Origin of the sequence: Streptomyces sp. NPDC102259, from assembly GCF_044766465.1 — a bacterium.
In the GTDB taxonomy this organism is placed as follows: Bacteria; Actinomycetota; Actinomycetes; order Streptomycetales; family Streptomycetaceae; genus Streptomyces.
On the sequence record NZ_JBIWMA010000015.1, the window covers coordinates 49,783 to 73,809 of the forward strand.

Annotated in this window: 24 protein-coding genes and 2 pseudogenes; 14 read left to right on the top strand and 12 right to left on the bottom strand. The window is 69.1% G+C overall.

Annotated elements, in window-relative coordinates; genetic code table 11:
* Positions 1–42: 42 nt before the first annotated feature.
* Entirely contained in the window at positions 43–1,023 is a 981-nt protein-coding gene (locus tag ACIRPU_RS29455; protein WP_403872531.1) for a threonine/serine dehydratase, read from the bottom strand.
* 487 nt (positions 1,024–1,510) lie between these two features.
* On the opposite strand from ACIRPU_RS29455, the gene ACIRPU_RS29460 reads away from it, so the two are divergent.
* Both ACIRPU_RS29460 and ACIRPU_RS29465 read left to right on the top strand, forming a co-directional pair.
* A complete protein-coding gene (locus tag ACIRPU_RS29460; RefSeq protein ID WP_403872533.1) occupies positions 1,511–2,584 on the top strand; it encodes a dihydrodipicolinate reductase in 1,074 nt (357 codons plus the stop codon).
* A gap of 91 nt (positions 2,585–2,675) precedes the next feature.
* Complete coding sequence (locus ACIRPU_RS29465) at positions 2,676–3,155, top strand: carboxymuconolactone decarboxylase family protein (protein WP_355704230.1); 480 nt, start codon at positions 2,676–2,678, stop codon at positions 3,153–3,155.
* Positions 3,156–3,271: 116 nt separating this feature from the next.
* On the opposite strand, the gene ACIRPU_RS29470 is transcribed toward ACIRPU_RS29465, so the two are convergent.
* The gene (locus ACIRPU_RS29470) at positions 3,272–4,915 is read right to left on the bottom strand and encodes a GMC oxidoreductase (protein WP_403872535.1); all 1,644 of its coding nucleotides are present in this window, start codon (positions 4,913–4,915) and stop codon (positions 3,272–3,274) included.
* A 330-nt stretch (positions 4,916–5,245) separates the two neighbouring features.
* On the opposite strand from ACIRPU_RS29470, the gene gdhA reads away from it, so the two are divergent.
* Both gdhA and ACIRPU_RS29480 read left to right on the top strand, forming a co-directional pair.
* Entirely contained in the window at positions 5,246–6,592 is a 1,347-nt protein-coding gene (gene gdhA / locus ACIRPU_RS29475) for an NADP-specific glutamate dehydrogenase (RefSeq protein ID WP_403872537.1), read from the top strand.
* A 731-nt stretch (positions 6,593–7,323) separates the two neighbouring features.
* Positions 7,324–7,521, top strand: coding sequence for a DUF397 domain-containing protein (locus ACIRPU_RS29480; protein ID WP_403872775.1), 198 nt, complete (start codon positions 7,324–7,326; stop codon positions 7,519–7,521).
* A 267-nt stretch (positions 7,522–7,788) separates the two neighbouring features.
* On the opposite strand, the gene ACIRPU_RS29485 is transcribed toward ACIRPU_RS29480, so the two are convergent.
* Both ACIRPU_RS29485 and ACIRPU_RS29490 read right to left on the bottom strand, forming a co-directional pair.
* The gene (locus tag ACIRPU_RS29485) at positions 7,789–8,304 is read right to left on the bottom strand and encodes a hypothetical protein (protein WP_403872539.1); all 516 of its coding nucleotides are present in this window, start codon (positions 8,302–8,304) and stop codon (positions 7,789–7,791) included.
* Between the two features lie 48 nt (positions 8,305–8,352).
* Positions 8,353–9,213 carry a helix-turn-helix domain-containing protein gene (locus tag ACIRPU_RS29490; RefSeq protein ID WP_403872541.1) on the bottom strand — a complete coding sequence of 287 codons (861 nt, stop codon included), beginning with the start codon at positions 9,211–9,213 and terminating at the stop codon, positions 8,353–8,355.
* Positions 9,214–9,816: 603 nt separating this feature from the next.
* Here ACIRPU_RS29490 and ACIRPU_RS29495 point away from each other — a divergent pair.
* From ACIRPU_RS29495 to ACIRPU_RS29515, 5 genes are read left to right on the top strand one after another with little or no spacing between them, the layout of a single operon-like run.
* Complete coding sequence (locus ACIRPU_RS29495; RefSeq protein ID WP_403872543.1) at positions 9,817–10,377, top strand: RNA polymerase sigma factor; 561 nt, start codon at positions 9,817–9,819, stop codon at positions 10,375–10,377.
* The gene (locus ACIRPU_RS29500; RefSeq protein ID WP_403872544.1) at positions 10,374–11,192 is read left to right on the top strand and encodes a zf-HC2 domain-containing protein; all 819 of its coding nucleotides are present in this window, start codon (positions 10,374–10,376) and stop codon (positions 11,190–11,192) included. The genes ACIRPU_RS29495 and ACIRPU_RS29500 overlap by 4 nt, the downstream gene beginning before the upstream one ends.
* Positions 11,189–12,022, top strand: coding sequence for an ABC transporter ATP-binding protein (locus ACIRPU_RS29505; protein ID WP_403872546.1), 834 nt, complete (start codon positions 11,189–11,191; stop codon positions 12,020–12,022). Before ACIRPU_RS29500 ends, ACIRPU_RS29505 begins: the two co-directional genes overlap by 4 nt.
* Before the next feature lie 5 nt (positions 12,023–12,027).
* Positions 12,028–13,425 (top strand): hypothetical protein, encoded by a 1,398-nt coding sequence (locus tag ACIRPU_RS29510; protein WP_403872777.1) that lies wholly within the window; start codon positions 12,028–12,030, stop codon positions 13,423–13,425.
* Positions 13,422–14,009, top strand: a complete 588-nt coding sequence (locus ACIRPU_RS29515) for a hypothetical protein (RefSeq protein ID WP_403872779.1) — start codon at positions 13,422–13,424, stop codon at positions 14,007–14,009. Before ACIRPU_RS29510 ends, ACIRPU_RS29515 begins: the two co-directional genes overlap by 4 nt.
* 207 nt (positions 14,010–14,216) lie before the next feature.
* Here the strand turns inward: ACIRPU_RS29515 and ACIRPU_RS29520 are convergent, their stop codons facing one another.
* Both ACIRPU_RS29520 and ACIRPU_RS29525 read right to left on the bottom strand, forming a co-directional pair.
* Complete coding sequence (locus ACIRPU_RS29520) at positions 14,217–14,666, bottom strand: spore-associated protein (RefSeq protein WP_403872548.1); 450 nt, start codon at positions 14,664–14,666, stop codon at positions 14,217–14,219.
* Positions 14,667–14,955: 289 nt separating this feature from the next.
* A pseudogene (locus ACIRPU_RS29525) lies at positions 14,956–15,066 on the bottom strand (AraC family transcriptional regulator); the annotation flags it as partial.
* Here ACIRPU_RS29525 and ACIRPU_RS29530 point away from each other — a divergent pair.
* Positions 15,019–15,576, top strand: coding sequence for an MBL fold metallo-hydrolase (locus tag ACIRPU_RS29530; RefSeq protein WP_403872781.1), 558 nt, complete (start codon positions 15,019–15,021; stop codon positions 15,574–15,576). The pseudogene ACIRPU_RS29525 and the gene ACIRPU_RS29530 sit on opposite strands and share 48 nt — an antisense overlap.
* A gap of 242 nt (positions 15,577–15,818) precedes the next feature.
* Here ACIRPU_RS29530 and cpt read toward each other — a convergent pair whose 3' ends face one another.
* Positions 15,819–16,349 (bottom strand): chloramphenicol phosphotransferase CPT, encoded by a 531-nt coding sequence (gene cpt / locus ACIRPU_RS29535; RefSeq protein WP_403872550.1) that lies wholly within the window; start codon positions 16,347–16,349, stop codon positions 15,819–15,821.
* A 335-nt stretch (positions 16,350–16,684) separates the two neighbouring features.
* Between cpt and ACIRPU_RS29540 the strand changes: the two genes are divergently transcribed.
* Positions 16,685–18,394 carry a carboxylesterase/lipase family protein gene (locus ACIRPU_RS29540; RefSeq protein WP_403872552.1) on the top strand — a complete coding sequence of 570 codons (1,710 nt, stop codon included), beginning with the start codon at positions 16,685–16,687 and terminating at the stop codon, positions 18,392–18,394.
* 457 nt (positions 18,395–18,851) lie between these two features.
* Complete coding sequence (locus ACIRPU_RS29545; RefSeq protein ID WP_355704218.1) at positions 18,852–19,220, top strand: hypothetical protein; 369 nt, start codon at positions 18,852–18,854, stop codon at positions 19,218–19,220.
* A gap of 21 nt (positions 19,221–19,241) precedes the next feature.
* On the opposite strand, the gene ACIRPU_RS29550 is transcribed toward ACIRPU_RS29545, so the two are convergent.
* Positions 19,242–19,643 carry a winged helix-turn-helix transcriptional regulator gene (locus tag ACIRPU_RS29550; RefSeq protein WP_403872554.1) on the bottom strand — a complete coding sequence of 134 codons (402 nt, stop codon included), beginning with the start codon at positions 19,641–19,643 and terminating at the stop codon, positions 19,242–19,244.
* Between the two features lie 139 nt (positions 19,644–19,782).
* Between ACIRPU_RS29550 and ACIRPU_RS29555 the strand changes: the two genes are divergently transcribed.
* Complete coding sequence (locus ACIRPU_RS29555) at positions 19,783–20,190, top strand: RidA family protein (protein WP_355704216.1); 408 nt, start codon at positions 19,783–19,785, stop codon at positions 20,188–20,190.
* A gap of 225 nt (positions 20,191–20,415) precedes the next feature.
* Here ACIRPU_RS29555 and ACIRPU_RS29560 read toward each other — a convergent pair.
* The 3 genes and pseudogenes from ACIRPU_RS29560 to ACIRPU_RS29570 form a co-directional block, all read right to left on the bottom strand.
* Positions 20,416–20,664, bottom strand: a pseudogene (locus ACIRPU_RS29560) (transposase); the annotation flags it as partial.
* Positions 20,665–20,790: 126 nt separating this feature from the next.
* Positions 20,791–21,393 carry a DUF4328 domain-containing protein gene (locus tag ACIRPU_RS29565; RefSeq protein ID WP_403872557.1) on the bottom strand — a complete coding sequence of 201 codons (603 nt, stop codon included), beginning with the start codon at positions 21,391–21,393 and terminating at the stop codon, positions 20,791–20,793.
* Positions 21,394–21,687: 294 nt separating this feature from the next.
* Positions 21,688–22,299, bottom strand: a complete 612-nt coding sequence (locus ACIRPU_RS29570; RefSeq protein ID WP_403872559.1) for a helix-turn-helix domain-containing protein — start codon at positions 22,297–22,299, stop codon at positions 21,688–21,690.
* A gap of 140 nt (positions 22,300–22,439) precedes the next feature.
* On the opposite strand from ACIRPU_RS29570, the gene ACIRPU_RS29575 reads away from it, so the two are divergent.
* Positions 22,440–23,426 carry an alpha/beta fold hydrolase gene (locus tag ACIRPU_RS29575; protein ID WP_403872561.1) on the top strand — a complete coding sequence of 329 codons (987 nt, stop codon included), beginning with the start codon at positions 22,440–22,442 and terminating at the stop codon, positions 23,424–23,426.
* Positions 23,427–23,548: 122 nt separating this feature from the next.
* Here the strand turns inward: ACIRPU_RS29575 and ACIRPU_RS29580 are convergent, their stop codons facing one another.
* Positions 23,549–23,971, bottom strand: coding sequence for a hypothetical protein (locus tag ACIRPU_RS29580; RefSeq protein ID WP_403872563.1), 423 nt, complete (start codon positions 23,969–23,971; stop codon positions 23,549–23,551).
* Positions 23,972–24,027 lie beyond the last annotated feature (56 nt).

A 24,027-nucleotide genomic window follows, 5' to 3' on the forward strand; every position in this document is an offset into this window, starting at 1 on the left:
ACCGGCGCCCTGCGTGGCCGCCGCGAGTCGCTGGAGCAATTGTCAGGACCTGTGGAGGGGAGCCGCACCGATCCAGCGGTGATAGGCGTCCACGTCGACGTTGCTGCCGCACACGATGGTGACTACGTGTCGGCCGGCGAAGCGGTCACGGTCTTCGAGGATCGCCGCGATGCCGAGCGCGGCCGACGGTTCGACGACGAGGCCGGCGTGGTCGAGGAGCATCCGCATCCCGGCCATGATCGACGCCTCTTGGACCAGGACGGCGTCGTCGGCGACCAGGAGGAGGTCGTCCAGGACGGCCGGGATGGGACGTCGGCCGGCGACGCCGTCGGCGATGGTGTCGGTCGAGTCGGTGGTGACGACGCGCCGCCGGCGCCACGAGTGTGTCATCGCCGGGGCGCCCAGCGGCTGGATGCAGATCACCTCGGCTTCGGGCGCCACGGCCTTCACCACATGACCCACGCCGGTGGCCAGCGCCCCGCCGCCGAGAGCGACCAGGACGGCGTCGAACGACGGCACCGCATCCGCCAGTTCGAGGCCGATGGTCGCCGCGCCCTCGCAGGTCTCGATGTCCTCGCTGTCTTCGAGCAGCCGGATGCCGTCGTGGCGCGCGATGGCCGCCGCCCGCTCGCGCGCCATCTCGTGGTCGCCGTCCACCAGTTCCAACCTGGCGTCCAGTGCGCGGATGCGATCAAGCTTGGCCGCGGTCGCGAAGCGGGACGCCACGACGGTGACGTCGAGGCCCCGGCCGCGACCGGACCAGGCTAGGGCCTGGCCGAGGTTGCCCGCGCTGGCGCACACGACGGCTCGTGGGCCATGCTCGGCGAGCAGGCTCGCGACTACCTCGGTGCCGCGGGCCTTGAAGCTGCGGACCGGGTTCGCCGTTTCGAGCTTGATGCTCACCGTGCATCCGAGATGGGGTTCCAGTGCCTCGCAGCGGTACAGCGGAGTGTCGAGGAACATCGGGTCGATCACCCGGCGGGCCGCCCGGATCCGAGCGGTGTCGAGGCGCGTCTCCTGCATGGCACAGCAGCGTAGCGCCGCCGGCACTGTTCCATTTGGGTGGACGCCCGGCGACCGGTGAGGGCCTCGCCGGCCCGTATGGGGAGGCAACGTCCTGCGCGTTCAACCCGAGGGGCCGATCCACAGGCCTTGAACACAGGCCTTGAACACAGGCCTTGAGTACAGGCCTTGAGCATCGCTCCGGCGAGAGTGCGCTCGTGGCGTTCTGCTTGGATGCCGCGATGAAGACGAACTCTCCTCCTGCCGACGCAGTCGATGGGGACCGGTCCGCCGCGGCGCCATTCCTGGGCGGATGCCGCCTTGACGGCGACCAGTCAGGCGTTGTCGTTCATACGCCCCAGGTCCGACCCACGACCACTCCGAGGCCACGGCCGCAAGTAGCCGTCACACCAGCACACTTGGACCGCACCACGGTCCCCCCGGGGGAGTCATGGAGGTCGATGCAGGAGTATGGAAACTGACGACTCGTCAGGTTACGCTCCGCGGCATGATTTCCACGGTGGTCTGGGGTACCGGCAACGTCGGCCGTGCGGCGATCCGTGCGGTCGAGGCGCATCCGGCGCTCGATCTCGCGGCCGTGCTCGTTCACAACCCCGGGAAGGTCGGGCGCGACGCGGGCGAACTCGGCGGTCTCGGCCGGGGCCTGGGCGTCTCGGCGACCGACGACATCGACGCCGTGTTGACCGCCGGCCCCCGGGCGGTGGTGTACGCGGCGTCCGGCGACATCCGCCCCGACGAGGCGCTGGCCGACATCGGCGCCGCGATCCGGGCGGGTGCCGTGGTCGTCACTCCGGCGCTGTACCCGCTCTACGACCAGCGCAACGCCCCGCCAGAGTTCCGGGACCCGGTGCTCGCCGCGATAGCCGACGGCGGAGGGTCGCTGTTCGTGTCCGGCGTCGACCCGGGCTGGGGCAATGACGTACTGCCCCTGCTGATGAGCGGCCTGGGCACGGTCGTCGACGCCGTCCGCTGCCAGGAGATCTTCGACTACTCCACGTACGAGCAGGAGGAGTCGGTGCGGTATCTCGTCGGGATGGGCCAGCCGATGGACTACGAGCCGCTGATGCTCGCCCCGTCGATCCCGACCATGGTGTGGGGCGGGCAGATTCGGCTGATGGCCAGGGCCCTCGGAGTCGAACTCGACGAGATCCGCGAGACCTTGCAGCGCCGCGCGCTCGACGCGACGGTGAGCACCCGGACCATGGGGGAGTTCGAGGCGGGCACCCAGGGCGCGGTGCGGTTCGAGGTGCAGGGCTTCGTGAACGGAGAACCTCGCCTCGTCATCGAGCACATCACCCGCATCCATCCGTCCTGCGCCCCGGAGTGGCCGTCGCCGCCCAACGGCGACGGGGCGCACCGCGTGATCATCGAGGGCCGCCCGCGCATCGAGATCACCGTCGAGGCGACCGACGAGGGCGAGAACCGGTCCGCGGGCGGGAACGCCACCGCGGTCGGCCGGCTGGTCGGCGCGATCGACTGGCTCGTGGACGCGGAGCCCGGACTGTACGACGCGCTCGACGTCCCGCTGCGGCCGGCAGCCGGAAGGCTCGGCCGGAAGTGACGCCGACGCCCCCTCAGGCACCCCGCCGACACCCCCAGGACGCGCCTCTTTTCGCCGGCCGAGGCCGGGGGCGTACACGAAGGAGTCCCGGATGAACGTCGACATCCCCGAAGGCAAGCACCCGATCGAGTACGTGTGGGGCGACATGGTCCCCGAGATAGGTCAGGCCGCCGCGAACTTCTCACTTGCCGTCTACGCCCATACGACCCTGGGGCTTCGCGAGTTCGAGGCCGCGCGGCTCCGGATCGCGCAGATCAACGGCTGCCTCTTCTGCCTCGACTGGCGGACCGAGCGGGACGGACAGAAGGTCGAGAAGGAGTTCACCGACGCGGTGGCCGAGTGGCGCACGACCGACGCCTTCGACGAGCGCACCCGCCTGGCCGCCGAGTACGCGGAGCGGTACGCCCTGGACCACCACGGCCTCGACGAGGAGTTCTGGGACCGGATGACCGCGCACTACAGCCAGGCCGAGGTCGTGGAGCTGACCATGAGCCTCGGCTCGTGGCTGGCGTTCGGGCGGCTCAACCGTGTGCTGGGGCTCGACGCCATGTGCGTGTTGCCGGGGCACTGAGTCGGTTGGGGGCCGTCCGGCGAGTGCGGGCGGCCCCGGTTCCGTTGCCCTCTCCTTCTCGTTCGCGTTCCCCTACCGGGTCCGTTGACTTCGGGAAGCACGCGCCCGGGTCACCGTCACAGGTCCGCGGCGATGATCGCTTCGATGTTTCGTTCGGCGAGTGCCGTGATGGTGACGAACGGATTGACGCTGGTGTTGCCCGGGACGAGCGCGCCGTCGATGACGTACAGACCCGGATGCCCCTGCAGGCGGCCGTAGTTGTCCGTCGCCTTGTTGAGCACGGCGCCACCGAGGGGGTGGTACGTGAGGTGGTCGCCCCAGATCTTGTAGGCGCCGAAGAGGTCGGTGCGGTAGATCGTCCCTTCCTTGGCGTTGATCTTGTCGAAGATCGTCTTGGCCATGTCGATGGACGGCTGTTTCCAGGCGGTCTGCCAGTCGAGGTCGACCATGCCCGTCGCCGCGTTCCACGAGAACTGGGCGCGGTTGGGATTCTTGGTGATCGACAGATAGAACGAGGCGTAGGTCTCGATGCCGGTGGGGAGCGGGGCCACCTCGGCGAACGCGCCGCCCGCGGCCCAGTTGTCGATGCCGGAGCACGGGATGGACGACTGCACGGCGCCGGTGGGGTCCCAGAGGTGGTTGGCGCGCCCGCACATCACATTGCCGTTGTCGCCCCAGCCCCTGCCCACCTCGCTGTTGAGGCCCGGCAGCGCGCCGGTCGCCTTGAGCTTCACCAGAAGCTTGCTTGTGCCGACGCTGCCGGCCGCGAAGAACACCCGGTCCGCGGTGACGGTCTTGGTGACGGAGGTGTTGCCGCCGGTGTCGAGCTGGTCGATGACGACCGTGTAGCCGCCTCCTGATGCCGGCGCGACCGAAGTGACCTTGTGCAGTGGTGAGATGGAGACCCGTCCGGTCGCCTTCGCTCGGGCGAGGTAGGTCTGCTGCAGGGACTTCTTGCCATAGTTGTTGCCATAGAGGATCTCGCCCGCGAGCGCGGACTTGGGTACGGTCCCGGCGGCCTCCTGCTCCATGTAGTCCCAGTCGTACACGTCGGGCACGAAGACGAACGGAAATCCCGAACGCTGGGCGTGCTTACGGCCGACCCGCGCGTACTGGTAGCAGTCGGCGGTCTCGAACCATGTCGGGTCGACCGTGCCGACTCCGAGACCCGCGTTGGCGCGCGGGTAGTAGACGGAGTACATCTCGTCGGTGTTGACCGACGGAAGGACGGCGCCGAAGTTCTCCCGCTTGGGAGTGACCGCCATGCCTCCGTTGACGAGTGAACCGCCGCCGACGCCCCGGCCCTGGTACACGATGATGCCGCCCATCTCCTCGGCGTCCAGGATTCCGGTGTAGCGCGGGATGTCCTTGTCGATGGGGAAGCCGAGGAAGTTGCTGAGCGGCTGCTTCGTCCTGGTGCGCAGCCAGTAGGACCGGTAATCGGGGCTCGTCGTGTTGGCGAAGATCTTGCCGTCCGACCCGGGAGTGTCCCAGGCCATGCCCATCTCGACCATGTGGACGGCGACACCCGCCTGGGCCAGGCGCAGAGCGGCCACGGAGCCGCCGTATCCGGTGCCGATCACGAGGGCGGGCACGTGCGCACCCGGCTCGATCACTGCGGCTGCGGCTGTGGTGGCGGCATGGGCCGGAATCGCATGCCCGGCGAGCGCGGCCGTCCCGAGAAGAGAACCAGTTCCAGTGATGAATCTTCGACGGGATACGCCTCCCAGGCGCATCCCACGTGGGGAATCGTCGTTCATGCGCGGCTCCTCACTCTCCATAGAGTGAAACGGGTTCTACTGGCACCTCCATGAGAAGTCACGCCATACCCTGAGGTAACTTTCAAAAGATCACATAGTGGGCATCGCATACGCCGACACGTCTCAGATCAGCGACCTCGCGGCGCCCGGGCCGGCCGGCTCGACAACCGAGGCTCCGCGACGCCCCCGCCGGCAGGCAGCCCCCGTGCTGATATCGGTGACCTTCTTCGCTGACACAGCGACTCCTGCCGTCCGTATTCGTTGACAGGACAGCGGCCAGGCACGCTGGACGAGATGAGTGCCTGGCGGACCACAGGAGAGCAGGCGCGCATGAACCTCAGTGCTCACATCGAGGCCGTCTACGCACAGGTCTGCCGGCGCAACGCCGGGGAGACCGAGTTCCACCAGGCGGTGGGAGAGGTGCTGCACACGCTGGCGCCGGCATTGCAGGCGCATCCGGAGTACGCCGACGCGTTGATCCCCGAGCGGCTGTGCGAGCCCGAGCGGCAGCTGATCTTCCGGGTGCCGTGGGTGGACGACGCGGGGCGGGTACAGGTCAACCGCGGCTTCCGGGTGGAGTTCAGCAGCGCCCTCGGCCCCTACAAGGGGGGTCTGCGCTTCCATCCGAGCGTGAACCTCGGCATCGTCAAATTCCTGGGCTTCGAGCAGATTTTCAAGAACGCCCTGACCGGACTGGCGATCGGCGGCGGCAAGGGCGGCGCGGACTTCGACCCCAAGGGCCGCAGCGACCAGGAGGTCATGCGCTTCTGTCAGGCGTTCATGACCGAGCTGTACCGGCACCTGGGCGAGCACACCGACGTCCCCGCCGGTGACATCGGAGTGGGCGGGCGCGAGATCGGCTACCTCTTCGGCCAGTACAAGCGGATCACCAACCGCTTCGAGGCGGGAGTCCTGACCGGCAAGGGCGTCTCCTGGGGCGGCTCGCAGGCCCGGACCGAGGCCACCGGTTACGGTGCGGTGTACTTCGCACAGGAGATGCTGGCCACCCGCGGACATGGTCTCGACGGCCGCAAGGTCGTGGTCTCCGGCTCGGGGAACGTGGCGGTCTACGCGATCGAAAAGGTGCACGCACTGGGCGGGTCCGTAGTGGCCTGTTCGGACTCCTCCGGCTATCTGGTCGACGCGGACGGCATCGACCTGGAGCTGCTGAAGACGGTCAAGGAGGTACAGCGGGCGCGCCTGTCGGCCTATGCGCAGGCCAAGCCCGCGGCACGGTTCTCCGACCGGGGCTCGGTGTTCGAGGTGCCCTGCGACGTCGCGCTGCCGTGTGCCACGCAGAACGAACTGGGCGGACAGGAAGCAGGGGCGCTGGTGAAGAACGGCGTCCTGGCGGTCGCCGAAGGCGCCAACATGCCGTGCACCCCGGAGGCGATCGAGATCTTCCGTGAGGCGGGCGTCCTGTTCGGTCCCGGCAAGGCCGCCAACGCGGGCGGCGTGGCCACCTCCGCGCTGGAGATGCAGCAGAACGCCTCCCGCGACGTGTGGACCTTCGAGCAGACCGAGACCCGTCTGGCAGCCGTCATGCGGGGTGTCCACGCCCAGTGCCGCACCACCGCCGAGATGTACGGAGGCACCCCCGACGACTACGTCCTGGGCGCCAACATCGCGGGCTTCCTGCGTGTGGCGGAAGCGATGACGGCCCAGGGCGTCGTATAGCGCGGGAGGCGCGCTGCTGCTCTTCGCCGTGGCGCACCGTGCCCTGACCAGCCGTCACAGCTGTGCACGCCCGGGCCCGACCACGTGTCGGGCCCGGGGTCTGCCGCCGGGCGGGCTCGCCGATCGCTGAGGACCCGACGCCGTGGGCTGCCCCGCCCCCGGCGTCGGCCTCGGCTGCTCGGCTCGACCAGCGTGCGGAGCGCCTCCCGAAGCATGAGTGGGCGGCACGTTCCTGGGCGAGCGCTCACGCGCGCATCGCTCGTACGACTTGCGCGCACACCGGCTGGAACTGACCAGACCGTCGGGCCACGCCGTCCGTCGAGCAGGTGCTCGCGATCTGCCACTTGACGGCAATCCGTCGTTCGCGTCTCCGGCAGCTCACGAGCCCGAGCAATGCCGTGGTCGGCTCCTTTCGCCTGAGATCCCTGGTCAGGCGGTGTCCCCCGTCGGGGGCGTGCGCTCCGGCAGTTCGACGTCCTGGAGCGCGCAAGGGGCAGACAGTCGCGTGTAGAGGCGCACACCCGGGGTAGGCGGTCTCGGCTTGTTCCCGTATAGCGGTCACTTTGCGGCGTCCGTATCCTTGGGCTCGGTGGCCGTGGGTAGTCTTTCGGGTGCCGCTTGTTGCGAACCGGCTGGGAACATCCGGCTGTTCTTCTGCGGCAGTGCACAACCGTCCACTAGAGTTACTGCGCACCATCTGGACGGACCGGGGGATCGGGAGGGCTGAGGTGGTGCATGGGGGGCAACCCTTGTGGCGAAGAAGCAGCAGGTGTGGCAACGAGAGCGAGTGCGTGGAGGTCGCGATGCAACGTGACCATGTCCTTGCCCGCGACTCCAAAACACCTGCTCAGCCTGCTTTGACGTTTACCGCTGGCGTCTGGTCCGAGTTCCTGGACGCAATGAGGGCAGAGGTGTTGCAGAGCCCGTGACGGTTTCAACCAGGCAGCCGCAAAGGGGAGGCGAGCGCATGGATGCCGGAGCGTCGGCTGTTCACCGTCCACAGAGCAAGGCCCGCAGCCGGTCGGCGGCGTTAGGCGGAGCGATCACCTTCACCCTCCTCGTCGGCGCGGTCGCGACGCTGGTCGCTGCCGCAGCATCAACCCTCGTCGACAGCGTCGCCGTCAAACGGATCCTCTGGGTCGCCGTCGCCCTGAGCGTTGCCATCAGTGCCGGTCTGTGGCGCGCGGGAGCTGCTCCTACGGTGTCGCCACAGGATCCTGATCGCCTTCCGCACGGTTTTCCGGCGGGCTCCCGGCACTAGTCCGTGCCGCACGCCTGCGGGAGTGGGCCCGTCGGCCCCACCAGGCCAGCCCAGCGGACAGAGCCGCGCCGATCACGCTCAGCGCACTCGTTCCGATCGGCGGGAACGACAGCTTGAGGTCACCAGCCTTGTTGATGACGTACAAGGCCGCCGCCAGGACCAACATCAGAGCGCCCAGTCCTATCGCCCCGCGGAGAGCCAGCATGCGGAACTGCCTCACCGCGCGGGCCTCCTCGAGGCGCAGGGTGTTCTCCGCGCGGGCGTTCTCCAGTTGCAGAGTGTTCGCCGCCCGGGCCTTCTCTATCGCTATGAGGCTGTCCGCCTGCACGGAATCCCCGATCGCCTGTGCGACGAGGCCCTCGTCCGTCAGTTCGCCCGCCGGCTCCGCACCGGTGAGCGGGTTCGTCTGCGCCCATTCCAGCAGGCGCTGCCATATCGGCCTGGAGACCACCTCGGGTCCTCCCCCTGGCTTCCGTCATCGACGACGGGTGCCCGGCTGTTAGCGGACGCCGAGGTCCTGCTGGACACGGCTGATGAGGTCGGCCGACTGCGGCTCGTCGAGCGCCAAATCTTTGATCACCTGGAAGCACTCCTGGTAGCGAGCCAGCAATTGCAGGTCCTCGCCGCCGGTCATGCTTCCGGCGGCATGCTCGAGGTAGAGGAGGTCGTCGTCATCGGGGAAACTCAGCAGGACGAAGCTGCCGAGCGTGCTGAAGTGGGCCCCCGCCTCGAACGGCAGCACCCGCACGGAGATCCCGGGACGGCCTCCGAGGTCGAGCAGATGGTCCAGCTGCTCCTTGAGTACCTGTTTGCCGCCGATCTGCCGTCGCACGGCTGACTCGTCCAGTACGAACTCGCAAGTCGGCTGGTGCGCCTCGCCGAACATGCGCTGTTTCCGCTCCATGCGCAGGTCCACGACCTTCTCGAACGTGTCCTCGTTCAAGTCGCGCGGGCCGAGGAGAGCTTCGGCGTAGGCGCGGGTCTGCAAGTGGCCCGGCACGACGATGGGGTGATACGTGTGCAGTGAGGACGCCGCGCCCTCGTACCCCAGGTACTGGGCGAACTGCGGGCTGAGGACCTCGTGATAGCGAGACCACCAGCTGGACCCCTTGCTGCCCCGCGCGGCCTGCTCCAGGCTCTGCACCTCTTCGGGATCACTCACCCCGTACAGCGCCAGCAGTGCCCGCAGGTCGACGACCGACACGCCCACCGTGCCGGTCTCGACCCGGATCAGCTTCGACTGCGACCACTCGATCCGCTCAGCGGCCTCACGTTGGCTCAGGGACGCACGCTCGCGTGCACGGCGCAGCGCCAGGCGCAACTTCCGCCGGTTCAGGCTGGGATCGATCTTCTGGGTCATGGCCACTCCTCTATCCGCGCACGTACCCGCAGCCTCTTCGGCCATGCACAGAAAGTTCCTAGCTTCTTGCTCAGGTCATTATGCTCCGAGTTTTCTGCACAGAGCTGAATGAACCTATCGGAAGCGAACGGAGTGTCACACTCACGCGCAGAGAGGCGCCTCGACCTGCGCGGTAGGGCCGTCTCTGCTTGCATAACGTCACAGCTCTCGCCTTGGATCCCGAACAACCCGCCTTTCTCGCGCAGTTGGCGTGCAGGGGCGCGCGGAGGGGGCGCGCGCTTTGATGTGAGCCCCTTCGTGTGCGCCGGCGCATCCGCTGCGCTCTCCGGCGATCGCCGTCCACCGCCTCCGCGGTGAACAGGCGGCACGGCTTGGAAGAAGAGGGGACCGGAGGCGGCGCCTGGGGGAGCGATACCCGGAGGAGCGATACCAGGAAGGGCGATGCCTCGATGCCTGCATCAGCGGTGCGGCCGATCCGCGGGCTCCGGTGTCCTGCTGCCCCGGCGCCCGGCAGGTAGCCCTTGCCGGACGGCATCCATCCCACATGTGGCGGGCATCACGCCGGGGGGAAAACCTGCGGCCCGGCCCGGGCGTCTAGCCGGTGTGAGATCAATCAGGAAGGCGCCGCGCGCGCCGGACGAGGAGCGTCTCGTCCGGCTGGTGGCCAGGGGCGACCGCGCGGCGTTCGAGGAGCTGTACCGGCGCACCGCGCCATGGATGGCGCTGCGGTTGCGCCGTCGCTGCGCCGACGAACAGATCGTCGCCGAGGTCATGCAGGAGACCTATCTGGCGGTGTGGCGCGCGGCGGGCGCGTTCGCGGGGTCCGCGGCGGGCGGGTCGGCCGCCGGATGGCTGTGGACGATCGCGGCACGCCGCCTCGTGGACGCCTTCCGGCGCAGGGCCCACCACGCCGAGCCGCCGGCGGCCGCCGCTCTCCCCGACACGGCGCCCGCCGCCGAGGAGGAGGCGCTCGCGACGACCGTCGGCGGTGACGTCGGCGACGCGCTGCGGCGCCTCGCGCCGGAACTCAGCCAGGTACTGCAGGCCCTGGTGCTCGACGGGCTGTCCGTCCGGGAGACCTCGGTGCTGCTCGGTTTACCCGAGGGCACGGTCAAGACCCGTGCCCGCCGGGCCCGGATCGCGATGCGGGAGGCGATGGAATGAGCGTGGAACACGCGTCGACGCGGATCATCGACGGTTACGCGCGCGGCGACACGGACATCGCCGCCGACGAGGTGTGGGCCCTGGAGGCCCATCTGGAGGCGTGCGGGGTGTGCCGTGACCGGCTGTCGGCCGCCGTCACCACCGTGGCGCCCGCCGTGGCGGTGCTGGTCGGCGCCGTGTGGTCCGACCTCGAACCCCAACTGACCGCCACCGCAGCGGTGCCACGCGGACGACGCTGGTCGGCGCGGCTGTCGAGGTGGATGACGCCCACGATGGCGCCGTGGCTGGCCATGGTCGTGAGCGTGACACTGCTCGCGCTCCTGCTCGACCTGGTCGACACCGGATTCGGCGAGGTGTCGCTGGTGCTGCTGTTCGCCCCGATCCTGCCCGTCCTCGGTGTCGCGGCGTCATGGTCGCGCGGCCTGGACCCGGCGTACGAACTGACCGCCTCCGCGCCGAGGGTGGGACTGTACCTGGTGCTGCGGCGCACCGCGTCCGTGCTCGCCGTGGTAGTCCCCGCGCTGCTGGTGGCCGGATGGGTGACCGGTGTGACGGCCGCGCAGTGGCTGCTGCCCTGTCTGGCCTTCACCTCGACGACCCTGGCGCTCGGCGGCGTCGTCGGCGTGACCCGCGCCGCCGTAGCGCTGGCGGCGGTCTGGGTCGCCGCGGTCGTGGCGCCGACCGTGGCCACCAGCCGTACGGCCGTGGCCCTGCAGGCGGGCAGCCTGCCCGTGTGGGGACTGGTCCTCGCGCTCGGCACGGCTGTCGTGATCGCACGCAGGGGCACGTACGCCGTCTTGGGAGTCCATCGATGACGATCGGAAAGGAACACGACACTATGCCCGCGGTAGACGCGGCCGACATCGCACCAACGACCTACGCCTGGCAGATCAAGGCCACCGGGCTGAAGGTGAGGGTCGGCAGGAACCGGATGGCCGTCGACGGGCTCGACCTGTCGCTGGGCACCGGCGTACACGGACTCCTCGGCCCCAACGGGGCGGGCAAGACCACCCTCATCCGGACTCTGGCCACGGTACTGCGCCCCACCGAGGGCAGCCTGGAGCTGCTCGGGGAGTCCGTGTGCGGCACGGGCGAGCACCGGGCGGTGCGCCGCCGGATCGGCTACCTGCCGCAGGAGTTCGGCTACTACAAGCGCTTCACGGTGCGCGAGTTCGTCGAGTACATGGCCTGGTTGAAGGAGGTGCCCAAGGCGGACATCCCCGCCGCTGTGCAGCGCGCCGTGGAGAGGGTGGGTCTGGCGGATCGTGCCGACGAGAAGATGAAGGCTCTGTCGGGCGGCATGGTGCGCAGGGTCGGCATCGCCCAGGCCATCGTCAACGACCCGACGATCCTGCTGCTGGACGAGCCGACGGTCGGCCTGGACCCGGCGCAGCGGCTGCGCTTCCGTGAGCTGCTGCAGGAGTTGGGCACAGACACCTGCGTGCTCGTCTCGACCCATCTGGTGGAGGACGTCGCCGTCGCCTGCACCAACGTGGTGCTCTTCGCCGAGGGGCGGCTGGTCTTCCAGGGCCCTCCCGACGAACTGGCCTCGGTGGGCGGCCCCGAACACGTGGGGGACAGCCCGCTGGAGCGCGGCTACTCGGCTCTGCTGCTCAACCCCGAGCAGGGGAGCGGCACATGGTGAACAGGGTGAACATGCGTGTCCTGCGTATCGAGTTGAAGCGTTCCGTCGCCCCGTGGGCCGGCGCCGCGGTGCTGGCGACGGCTCTGGCGTTCCTGTACCTGATCTCCGGATCGTGGTGGACCGGCACCAACGCGTGGACGGCCCAGTGGACGTCCATGGCCCTGTGGACCCGCTCGGTGTTGTTCTACCTGTGGCCGCTCGTCGTGGGGCTCGGTGCGCTTCAGGGCCTGCGCGACCACCGCTCGAAGATGTCCGAGCTGCTGACGAGCACGTCACGGCCCGCGCGGCACCGCGCGGCCACGCTGGCCGGCATGATGGCGATCACGCTGAGCGCGGCCTTCGCGCTCCTCGTCCTCGTGGGCGCGGTTCAGGTGGTCGCCAACACCGGGTACACGCACCTCAGGTGGCTGCCGATCTCGCTGGTCGGGGCACTCTCTCTCGTCGCGGGAGCCGTGCTGGGCATGGGGGCCGCGCGGGCCCTGCCGTCCGTGCTCGTCCCGCCCGCGCTGACCATGGGCGCCTTCGTGTTCACCGTCCTCATGCAGATGTCGTTGGGCCGGACGGAGACGACCACGGCGACGGGGCTCCCGAGCACGGAGCCGAACCGGGTCTCCCTGCTGTCACCGGCGGTGCAGGACGTGCGCGACGCACTCGTCACGCTCTCCGCCTCGGTACACGTCGGGCAGACGGTCTGGCTGCTCGCCATGACCGCGACCGGCTTCGCGCTGATGGTCGCCGCGACCCCGCGCGCCCGGCTGATCGCCCTGACGCCCGTCCTGGCGGGCGCGGTGATCGCCCTGCTCGTCCTTCCCTCCGATCCGCGCCGGATATACGTCCTGGACGAGGCCGCCGCGGAGCTGGTGTGCGACGGCCCGGTGTGCGTGACGAAGACGCAGCAGGCGCGACTCGCCGACCTCGCGGGTCCCGGCAAGGAGGCGCTGCGCCTGCTGCATGACGCCTTGGGCGGCCAGGCGCCGGTCTCGGTCCGGGAGAACGCCACCGTACTGCCGGAAGGCTCCACGCCGCGGTGGTCCCGCGAGACCCTGCTCTTCGACTTCGACGACGACCTCATCGCCGCCGAGAGGGGCGACGGGCTGACCCGGGCCCTGATCGCCAAAGGCATGGTGCCAGGGTGTTCCCCCGTCGGTTGGAGCAGCTTCGGGACGGACGAATTCGCGCAGACCGTCGCGGCGGCCTGGGTTCTCGGGGACCTCGAGTCGCTTCCCGCCACCTTGCCGGCAGGTCTGCGCCGCGAGGTCGACGCCGAGACCCGCCCGGTGTGGAAGGAACTCAAGGCGCGGCCTCGGGCCGAGCAGCTCTCGCGGATCGTCGCGATGCACGCCGCCGCGCTCTCCTGCAAGGGCGACGCGTTCGACGCACTGAAAGGCGGTGCGTCCCGCTGAGATGGCTGACGCTGTACGCGCGCTCGCGTCAGGTACCCGCGTCGCTCGCCGCGGTGGTGATCAGCGCGGTGGCGGTGTGGGCACTCGCCCGGGACGGCGGCGGGGGGCCCGGTGATCCGCGGCTGCCCGTGCTCGTCCTCGCTGCGGGGGCGATGGCGGCCTCGATCGGGCTCAGCGGGCAGGACCTCGCGCTGGACCGGACAGCTGCGATCCGCTGGGCGCCCCGCAGAGCGGCGCACGTGCTGCTCTGCGGAGCGGTCGTCGGCACGGTGCTGCTGACGGTGCAGACGATGGGCCAGGACATGGCCACCACCGCGTTCGTCGTCCGGGACACCGCGGGCCTGATGGGACTCGTCGCCCTGGGCGCGGCGCTCTGGGGCGGCCAGTACGCCTGGACGCCGCCGTTCGCCTGGCTCTCGTTCTCGTTCTTCGCCCCGCCCCCGACAGGAGCGCCGACGCGGGTGCCGATGCAGGTGGCGAGCTGGATGCTGCTGCGGCCCGGCACGGCGGCGGGCACCTGGACGGCCCTGGTCCTCGCGGTTGCCGGCACCGCGGCCTACGCCGTCGCGGGACCGAGACGGTGACGATCGCAGAGCACTCGCGCGCCAGGTGGAACCGCGTGGGTTCCCCCAGGCCGCGCCGGACCGGTACGGCCGCCCGCGTGTACGGCGGCGACAGTGCCCGTCCGGTCCATCTGGCCCGTCCGGCCCGTCCGGCGGCGGGCGTTGCCCGGCTGCCGAAGGACGGGAGCCGGGCAACGCCGGGTGTGATGGCCGGGCGGGAGGATCGGGTCAGCGGGTGTAGGTGGTCCGCTGTTCCTTGAGCGAGGCGCAGTTGGAGCCGATCACCGATACATAGGTGTTGGCGATGCCGCCGCCCCAGTCGACGCAGTGGCCCTTGCCGATGACGTAGGAGGGGCCTGCGTACGAGGTGTAGCGCCCGTAGTCGTCGTCCCCTTCGTTGGTGTCGGGGACGTAGATCCAGGCGGACATGTCCACGGCGTTGCCCGGGTTGTTGCGGATGGTGACGACGCAGTTGTTGCCGTTGGTGGAGTTGTACGCCAGGTAGACGGTGCCCAGCGAGCCGACGGCGGCGGAGTTCACGGTCTTGTAGCCGCTTCCGCAGACCTTCTGCGGGGTGGTGTTGGGTGCGGCCGAGGCCGGCGCAGCCAGGGCGGTCGTGGCCCCCAACGACAGAGCCGCCAGCGTGGCGGCGCCCACCATGGAGTGAATGAAACGCATATTTCCCCCTTGTGACTCTAGGAGTTGGTTGCTCCCGTCTTATGTGACGGATGGAGCATTCCGATGGTTGTGCCGTAGTTACCGGTGCTTTCAGCCATAACTAGCGGTGCAGTTGGCCGAGTTGGGACGCAACCCGGGACGCCGACGCGATGTGTGCCGGGTTGGGCCGCATGGGCGCACGGTCGGCCTGGCGGCGATCTCGTAGGGCCGCGCGGGTTCCCGAGCCCGCAGGGGTGGCGCGTGGGTCCTCCACGCGGTTGGCGGTTGCTCGGCCGGCTCGCGTTGTTCGTTACGGTGTGTTGGTGAAGGAGCGGCGGTAGGAGCGGGGCGGCACTCCCCGGCGGCGCACGAACTGTTCGCGCAGGACGGCCGCGCTGCCGTATCCGACGCGGCGGGCGATCCCACCGTCTCCTACATATCCGACGCCGGCCGCCATGTGATCTTCGACCCGGGCATGGTGGCGAGTCGCGACCATATCCTCGCTCCACTAGCGAAGTTGGGGCTCGGCCCCGAGGACATCACCGATGTCGTACTCAGCCATCACCACCCGGACAACACCATGAACGTGGGCCTGTTCGGACAGGCCCGGGTGCACGACCACAAGGTGGAGTACCTCGGCGACCAGTGGAGCAACCGGGACGCGGAGGGTTACGAACTCACCCCGTCGCTACGGCTGATCCGCACCCCGGGCCACAGCGCGGAGGACATCACACTGCTGGCGGGCACGGAGTCGGGCGTGGTCGCCTTCGCCGGTGATCTGTGGTGGCACGCGGACGGTCCGGCGGACGACCCGGTAGCCCCCGACCGTGAGGTGTTGCGTGCCTCCCGACTCCGGGTGCTGACGGCCGCGGACCTGATCGTGCCCGGCCACGGCGGCCCGTTCAAGGCCGACGCCAACACGCCACGCTAGTGCTCTGACCGGGAAGGTTCACCGGGTTGCCGTGCGCGGTGCGGGCCTGCGGGTGGTTGGAGGTGACGACATCCGATCCGGCGCGGGGAGACGCGGTGGCGTTCGTCGTCTTCGCGGCAGCCATCGCCCACGGCTCATGCGCTCGTTGGAGTTGGCGGTGCGAGCCCGTTTCGCGGCGCCCTCTTGCCAGTCCCGAGCACTCGAGCTCCGGGCAAGGCAGCGGCGGACAGCCGGGCCGCCGATCAGCTGACATCCGCGGCGATGATCCGGGCGCACTCCATCGACTCGGCATGCGCGGTGTCCACCTCCAGGTCGTAGACCATGCCCCGGTGGACCACATCCGCCTGGGACGCCGCCATCCCGATGACCCGATCGCCTCGTGCGACCTCACGGCCTGCGGCAACCGCACTGTCACACCGGACGCCGACCCACAGAACCCGCAGTTCGCCCAGAGCCTTCTGCCATCGCTTCTGCGAGTCCACTCCGCCGAGGAAGACCTCGTCGACGATGACCCGGGCACCCGCACGGGCCATCGCGGCGACCCCCGCGATCCACGCCGCTTCCAGCGTCCGGAACTCCGGCCCGACGATCACCTCGCCGTCCGGAGCGAACTCGATCGCGGCATCCGATGCCCGCATGGACGCGGGCAACGCCTCAACGAGCGTGTCCGTCCCAAGGGCCAGCCACGGATCCGGCAGGACCGCCTGCAGACACCGCGCGATCCCGGACTTCCCCGAGCTGGAACCACCGTTGAGAACGATCACCTGAGTCATCACCGCGCCACAGTAGAGGCACCACGGCAAGGCCCACACCGGATTTCCAGAGAATCAACTTTGTGAGCAGGCCAGTTGCCGCGGCAGCCGCCACAACAGGTCCCGCAGGTCAGCGACATCGTCCCGTATACAGCGCAGCGTCTCGGTCGCCACGGTGTCAACCCGTCAGATACGCAATCTCATTCTGCACAGTGGAAGCTGTGAGTCCATGCCGGACCGGTTGTTGCTCCTGCTCGTCCGACACAACATCAGGTGACTCATCCGCAGGCGGGCCGGACGCGGCCGCTTTGAGCGTGCGGTGTTCACCCCCTTTTCCTTTCCGGCAGGGAGACCCTGTGAGTTCGCAAGACGTCCCTCACCCGTCCCGTTCCTCCGCGTTCGGCCGTCGTGGCTTCCTCGGCCGTTCCGCCGGTGTCGCTGCGGGTGCCACCTTGCTGGGCGGCCTGGAGGCCGCTCCCGCGTCGGCCACGTCCCACAGCGATGCCGGGCGGCCGGTGAGAACGCGGTCCGGGCTGGTCACCGGCGTCCCGGCGGCCCTCGACGGTGTCACCGTCTACAAAGGCATCCCCTACGCCGCCTCCACGGCCGGCGAGAACCGCTGGCGCGCGCCGCAGCCGGCGCCGTCCTGGCAGGGCGTCCGCAAGGCGGACGTCTGGGGCGCGGCCTGCCCGCAACCCGTCACGGGCATCGCGGCCGACAAGGTCCCGCCGCTGAGCGAGGACTGCTTGAACCTCAACATCTGGACCGGAGCAGCCGGTTCGGGTGAACGCCGTCCCGTCTTCCTCTGGATCTACGGCGGTCGCAACAGCGCCATGTGGGCCTCGCAGCCCGTCTACGACGGGGCCAACCTGGCGGACAAGGGCGTGGTCGTCGTCACCTTCAACCACCGGGTCGGCGCCTTCGGCAACCTCGCCCATCCCGAGCTGAGCGCGGAGTCCGGGCACGGTGCCTCCGGCAACTACGGTGTCATGGACACCGTCGCGGCGCTGCAGTGGATACGGCGCAACATCGCCGCGTTCGGCGGTGATCCGGACCGGGTGACCATCGGCGGCTGGTCGCACGGCTCGTCGTTCGTCAACATCCTGATGATCTCGAAGCTGGCCCGGGGTCTGTACCACCGGGCGCTGCTGTCGGCCGGCGTGCAGTACACGAAGGACCCCGCCCTGGGTCGGGTGGCGGGCGGCTACGACACACTGGCGACCGCCGAGGCGAACGGCACCGCCTTCGCCGCGTACATGGAAGCCTCCACTCTGGCCGACCTGCGGGCGCTGACCGCGGACGAGATCGTGACCAGGGTCTACGCGCCCGGCGCCCCAGCGGTCGGAACCGACTTCGGCAACGTTCTGGACGGATACGTGCTGCCCACGACGTACACCGGTGCCATGGAGTCCGGCAGCGAGGCCGATGTGCCGGTGCTCACCGGCAACAACAAGGACGAGAACGGCGCGTCGCCGACGCTGTCCATGACGGTCGCCCAGTTCACGGCATACGCCGAGACGACGTTCGGCGACGAAGCGGCTGATTTCCTCGCCCTCTATCCGGCGGCCACCGACGCGGAGGCGGCGGCGCAGTACAACAACTACGCCCGCGACGAGGAGCGCGTCTCCACCTTCCTGTGGGGCACGCAGTTCAAGGACACCGCCCAGAACCGCAGCCCGGTCTACAACTACTGGTTCACGCGGGTGCCCCCGGGACAGGACACCACCAACCCGATCGAACCCACGGCCGGCGCCGGCGCCTACCACGGTGCCGAGAAGTACTACCTCTTCGGCAACCTGTACGGCACCGACCGACCCTGGACGGCGCAGGATCACGAGATCGCCGACACCTTCTCCTCCTTCGTGGCCAACTTCACGGCGACCGGCAACCCCAACAGCCACGTCGCCCATGGCAGCCGTGCCCTGCCGTCCTGGCCGGCGCTCCGCACCGGGAAGCCGCTGGCGATGGAGATCGGCGACCATGTCGCGACCCTCCCGGCCGCGGACAGCGAGGCCAAGTACACCTTCCTGAAGAGCTACCTGAAGTCGCAGGCGACCGCGTACTGACCCCGCGCGCCGCCACCGTGTGTCGCCTGTTCCGGACAGCGGCACACGGCGGCGGGTCAGCGATGGCGGATGGCGACGCAGTCGGGTTGGGGCACGGGCACGGAGGTGCCGGTGTACGTCACATGAACACGCTTGTGTCAGATGCTCGCTCCTCCGGCCTGATCCAGCCCGACGGCCACGGCTGATCGACATCCGCGACAACCTGATCGCCCGGATCGCCGAGGCGGAGCGGGAAGATGGCTGGGCGAAGTCGAGGGCCTCCAGGTCAGCCTCGACGGCGCGCAGGACCAGCTTGACCGGCTCGATGCCGAAGCAGCCCGCCGATCCCTCGCAGCCGATCTCGGCATGCCTGTCTCCGCCGGCATCGCCAACCGCACCAGCAGTACATCGACGGTCGAGCACCACCGCTGAAATCCATGGTCGTCGCCATGAAGCCGAACTGTCTACGCTCCAATCCATGCGAACCGTCTTCGTGTTTCCCGCAGGTGAGCGAGCTGAGATCGTCGCCTCGCTCGATCGGCATCTGCCCGAGCAGCGCAAGCCGTGGACTCTGGACGGCAACCTCTACATCGACATCGACGATGAGCAGACCGGCCACCTCTTCTCCGACTGGGATCCCGAGGATGTGGCGATCCTCGAAGCGGCCATCGGACATCACCCCACTTGGGCGGTGCAGATCGACATCTCCGGGCGGATCGACGGCACCACAGAGGTTCAGCAAATGATCGGGCTGCTGCTTGAGCATGGAGGCGTGGCAATCAACCCTCTACACTCACCCAAACCGCCCCTGAACAGGGAAAACGTCAAAGTGCTGCTGGAGTACTAGTACTCCAGCTGTACATCGTGATCAGGCGTCAGGCGTCAACCGCCAGGCGTCGAAGCGGTGGCGGGCGGCCTCGATGTGGCCGAAGTACCGGTGGGTCCAGTCACACATTCCGTCGACGGTTGCGCGTAGGCCTTGGCCCGGCTCTGTGAGGGTGTATTCGACACGCGGCGGGACGGTGGGGTGCACGTTGCGCTCGACCAGGCCGTTGCGCTCGAGCATGCGCAGGTTCTGAGTGAGCATCTTGTGGCTGATGCCCTCGATCTGGTTCCGCAGCTCGCTGAATCGCAGGGTGCGCTCACCGAGAGTCTCGATGATCAGGAACGCCCACTTGTTGGCGACGTCGGAGAAGATCTCTCGCGCCAATGAGTCCGCGCGCCTGAGGTCCGCTTCCTCGGATCGGCCCTTGACCTGTTTGGTCACCATCAGGTTCCCCAGTCACTGAAAAGTGCGTTCTTCCATGTCAGCGACCACTCTCTTACGGTTCCTGAGTAACCACAAGAGACCACGAGGGTCTGGAGTGACGAGCACGGGCCCACGATGCCCGGACAAGGAGGCGGACGGCATGGCCATCACCCTGGTGAACCCCAGCGGATTGCCCGAGATCGGTGTCTACCGGCAGGTCTCGATCGCAACTGGGTCAAAGCTGGTCTTCATCGCCGGGCAGGTCGCCTGGGACGCCGAGGGGAACACGGTCGGCGAAGGCGACCTCGCCGCGCAGGTCGAGCAGTGCTATCTCAACATTGGCACCGCCCTGGCCGAGGCCGGCGGCTCCTTCGACGACGTGGCAAAACTGATCTTCTACGTTGTCGACTGGACTCCCGACAAGATGCCCCCGCTCCTGGAGGGGATCTCCCGGGCGGCCGCAAAGCTGGGAACCACCCCGGTCCCGCCGGCCACGCTGCTGGGCGTTGCGGCACTGGACGTTCCCGACCATCTGGTCGAGATCGAAGCCACCGCGGTCCTCGCCTGAACAGATGCCGCCGGTGGTAGGCCGACTCGGGACCGGGCCTGATGACGTCGCCGCCAGTCGGACCAGCCGAGCCAGTGGGCGGCGTCGTGCACGGGTCGGACGACGAGGGCGACGAACAGGCGCTGGATCTCGTTGCAGGTGAGCGGGATCAGCTCCTCCGGGGCGGGGTGCCGGGCGTGTTCGTCGGCGCGGACGGCAGCGAGGAAGGCGTGGGCGAGCATGCTAGACCGCGACCTGGGAGTTCTCGATTCTTCCGGCGGTGCCGGTGTATTGGCGCTGAACGCCGACAGTATGGACGCCCTCCTTCACGTCCCCGGTCTCGTCGACCACCAGCACGGCCTGCTCGTCATTGAGATGGTCCACGACGAAGTCGCGGACATCGTCGCGTACGCCGTCGGCATCCCAGGCGGCCCGGCACAGCAGATGCTGCATCCCGTGTGGGGACTTCTCCCCGGCCCACTCGGCGATCGTCCAGCACGGCTCGATTTTGTCAGGGTCGGTGATGTCGTCCAGGACAACCAGCCACTTGCCGATACGCGCGCAGCAAGTCACGTTGCTCAAGTCACGTTGTTGTGGGGGAGTGCATCGGGGGGAACTGCCTTACACCTGGGCGAGAGGTGCGACCGGGACGGTGGCGCCGAGCGCGGCGCTCTGCAACGCCGTGATGCGTTCGATGACGAGCCCCAACAGCACGGCCGCCGCGATCATGAGCGTCTCGGCCACCACGAGGAAGGCCATCGATCCCGGCGCCACCCGACTCCCCACCACGAGCACCACCGCGTGCGCGATCCACGCGATCCACCACAGGTTCACCAGTGTCGTGTCTCGCTTCTGCTCCCACGACGCGGAGCTCGCGCGCCCGATGTCGAGGACGAACTGGCGCGGGACAAAGAAGTTGACCACCGGTATGAACCACGCGCCAATCGTCCAGCCCCGACTGGGAACCGAGGCCCCGGGGGACAGCTTCTCGGCGTTGCTCCGGGACCGGACGAGCCACACCAGGAACAGCGCGATCGCAAGAGTCATCAGGTCGACAAAGACCATGGAGATGAAGCCCGACTTGTGCAGGGACGCATCCGTGTGGCGCAGGTAGTGATCCCGGACGGCCGCCGCGCGGAACGCGTCCGCCACGGCGGCCACCGCTATCGCCGCCTGCGCGGAGCGGGCAGTGATCCAGGGAGCTTTGCGGGCGGTGCTCGTCATCGACTTCGGCCTGTCTCGGAAGGCGTGTGTGGCCGCAGCGGACGCGCTGGGGCGGAGCGATCATAGGGTCTATACGCTGAACGTGTGTACGGCTTTCGGGGTCGTCGGTTGCGGGGGTGCATGTCCCCGACGGCAGATGGCTGGACGCGCACGCGGATTGGCTGCGGGAACCGGCCTGCACTACGCCGATAACCGCAAGGCAGGTCGGTGGTGGCGCCTGGCTCGCCCAGTGGTCTGCCGCCGCTGCCCGATGCTGAGCGGCACCGGGTCTGGAACGGGCACGGGGGCCGCGGGCTACCCGGTCCTGCGACCAGAAGCCGACGGAGTCCGCGGCCGCAGGCGTTCGCCCTGCGGCCCGAACAAGATCAGGTACTCGACCGGTCCGCCGGCGCCGGCGTTCGCCACCCCGTGCGGGGTGCGGGTGTCGAACTCGGCGACGTCCCCAGCGGCCAGGACAAGATCCTGATTGCCGAGCGCGAGCCACAGTCGCCCGTACAGGACACACAGCCACTCGTAGCCCTCGTGGGAGACCTGCCGGGGCCGCGCGGGCGGATCCGCGACGGCGGGCAGCACATGCTTGTGGGCGTGCAAGCCGCCGACGTACCGGGTGAGCGGCACCACCGCCTTGTCGTCGCCGAAGCTCAGCGGAGCCGAGGCGCGCGGCTCGGCCGCCGGGGCGGGTGCGGTGCCGGCCAGCTCGTCCAGGGAGACGCCGTACTCCTTCGCCAACCGCAGCACCACCTCCAGGGTGGGCTTGCGTCGGCCGGTCTCGATCCGCGACAGCGTGCTCGGCGAGATGCCCGTCGCACAGCTGACCCCGGCGAGCGTCGCGCCATGCCGCTCGCGCGCGGCCCGCAGCCGGGGCCCCATCGCAGTCAGCGTGCCGTCCACGTCGTCGACTGCCACCTCTCCCGCTCCTTCCCGCCGTGCCGCTCCACCGCCCTGTCCTGCAAGTTTGCCAGAACGGCAAGGCTGATCGCGTCGGACAGGTGCCGCGCCGCATGATCGATGGGTAGCCGCGTCCGCCGCGAACCGAGGAGAAGCCCATGCAGCCCGAGCCGACCGCCGAGCTCCGCCATCGCACCGTCGAGACCCCGGCCGGGCGCCTGCATGTCGTCGAGCAGGGCACCGGCCCGCTGGTCCTGCTCGTGCACGGCTTCCCCGAGTCCTGGTACTCCTGGCGCCGCCAACTCCCGGCTCTCGCCGTGGCCGGCTACCGGGCGGTGGCGATCGACGTGCGCGGCTACGGCCGCTCCTCCAAGCCCGCAACGACCGAGGCCTACCGAATGCTCGACCTGGTGCAGGACAACGTCGCCGTAGTGCGCGCCCTCGGCGAGGAGAGCGCGGTGGTCATCGGCCACGACTGGGGATCCAACATCGCCGCCTCCTCCGCCCTGCTCCGCCCCGAGGTCTTCCGCGCCGTCGGCCTGCTGAGCGTCCCCTACGCGCCGCCGGGCGGCCCGCGCCCCACCGACGTCTTCGGCCAGATCGGCGGCCCTGAGCAGGAGTTCTACGTCTCCTACTTTCAGGAGCCCGGCCGTGCGGAGGAGGAGATCGAGTCCGACGTCCGGGGCTGGCTCGCCGGCTTCTACGCTGCGCTGTCCGCCGACACCATGCCCGCCCAGGACGAGCCCGACCCGCACTTCGTCGCCCACGGCGGCCGACTGCGCGACCGCTTCCCCGCCGGCCCGCTCCCGGCCTGGCTGAGCGAGGAGGACCTCGACGTCTACGCCGCGGAGTTCGAGCGCACCGGCCTGACAGGTGCACTCAACCGCTACCGCAACATGGACCGTGACTGGGAGGACCTGGCCCCGCACCGTGGCACCCCGATCAAGCAACCGTCCCTGTTCATCGGCGGCACCCTGGACGCCTCCACCACCTGGATGGCCGACGCCATCGACGCCTACCCCTCCACCCTCCCTGCCCTGTCGGCCTCCCACCTGCTGGAAGGCTGCGGCCACTGGATCCAGCAGGAACGCCCCGACGAGGTCAACCGCCTTCTGACGGACTGGCTCACCGCCCTTCAGGTCTGAACACCTGGCGTGCCTCCAGCCAGCCCGGTCACTGCGTCGGCTCGGGGCGGCGACGCCTGCCTTGCTCGGTTTCCACGGCACCTGCGTCTTTTGCTGACGCAGATTGTGCATGAGCGGCGCGACTACGTGGTGTGCAGGGGTTCCTTGAAGGACTTACGGAACACCGGCCCGGCGAAGGGAATGATCGAGGACATCATCTTTGACTTGAACGAGGTGGGGTGCCGTTCCAGTCTGACGTCGACGCGGGTGCCGTTGTCCGTGGGAGTCAGCTGGAACTGCCAGCCCCCCGAGCCGAAGGGCACCGAGTCACGAGTGGTGACGGTGACCCTGTTCGTCGGGGGGTCCCATTCGTAGCGTGCACGCTCCCACGACTTGTCGTTTCCCTCGGTCACCTCCGCCCAGGTATCGCCCCGCTCGTGGACCTGGAAGTGCTCGGCATCGATGGAGGGCCACTCCTCGACACGTGACGGATTGAAGTTCGTCAGCACGTCCATCACCTCGTCCGGGCTCATCGAGGAGTTCACGTGGAAGTGTAGGGATGGCATGACCGACTCCCTGGTTCGAGATGACTGTTGTCTGTCAGTGGCCTTGGTACGCGGTC

Bases quoted from the DNA above. Each gene is read 5' to 3' on its own strand.
- ACIRPU_RS29550 (WP_403872554.1), bottom strand. From the start codon at position 19,643: ATGGTGACCAAACAGGTCAAGGGCCGATCCGAGGAAGCGGACCTCAGG.
- ACIRPU_RS29575 (WP_403872561.1), top strand. From the start codon at position 22,440: ATGCAGCCCGAGCCGACCGCCGAGCTCCGCCATCGCACCGTCGAGACC.
- ACIRPU_RS29465 (WP_355704230.1), top strand. From the start codon at position 2,676: ATGAACGTCGACATCCCCGAAGGCAAGCACCCGATCGAGTACGTGTGG.
- ACIRPU_RS29470 (WP_403872535.1), bottom strand. From the start codon at position 4,915: ATGAACGACGATTCCCCACGTGGGATGCGCCTGGGAGGCGTATCCCGT.
- ACIRPU_RS29520 (WP_403872548.1), bottom strand. From the start codon at position 14,666: ATGCGTTTCATTCACTCCATGGTGGGCGCCGCCACGCTGGCGGCTCTG.
- ACIRPU_RS29500 (WP_403872544.1), top strand. From the start codon at position 10,374: ATGAGCGTGGAACACGCGTCGACGCGGATCATCGACGGTTACGCGCGC.
- ACIRPU_RS29490 (WP_403872541.1), bottom strand. From the start codon at position 9,213: ATGACCCAGAAGATCGATCCCAGCCTGAACCGGCGGAAGTTGCGCCTG.
- ACIRPU_RS29460 (WP_403872533.1), top strand. From the start codon at position 1,511: ATGATTTCCACGGTGGTCTGGGGTACCGGCAACGTCGGCCGTGCGGCG.
- ACIRPU_RS29545 (WP_355704218.1), top strand. From the start codon at position 18,852: ATGCGAACCGTCTTCGTGTTTCCCGCAGGTGAGCGAGCTGAGATCGTC.
- cpt (WP_403872550.1), bottom strand. From the start codon at position 16,349: ATGACTCAGGTGATCGTTCTCAACGGTGGTTCCAGCTCGGGGAAGTCC.
- ACIRPU_RS29555 (WP_355704216.1), top strand. From the start codon at position 19,783: ATGGCCATCACCCTGGTGAACCCCAGCGGATTGCCCGAGATCGGTGTC.
- ACIRPU_RS29505 (WP_403872546.1), top strand. From the start codon at position 11,189: ATGACGATCGGAAAGGAACACGACACTATGCCCGCGGTAGACGCGGCC.
- ACIRPU_RS29580 (WP_403872563.1), bottom strand. From the start codon at position 23,971: ATGCCATCCCTACACTTCCACGTGAACTCCTCGATGAGCCCGGACGAG.
- ACIRPU_RS29565 (WP_403872557.1), bottom strand. From the start codon at position 21,393: ATGACGAGCACCGCCCGCAAAGCTCCCTGGATCACTGCCCGCTCCGCG.
- gdhA (WP_403872537.1), top strand. From the start codon at position 5,246: ATGAACCTCAGTGCTCACATCGAGGCCGTCTACGCACAGGTCTGCCGG.
- ACIRPU_RS29455 (WP_403872531.1), bottom strand. From the start codon at position 1,023: ATGCAGGAGACGCGCCTCGACACCGCTCGGATCCGGGCGGCCCGCCGG.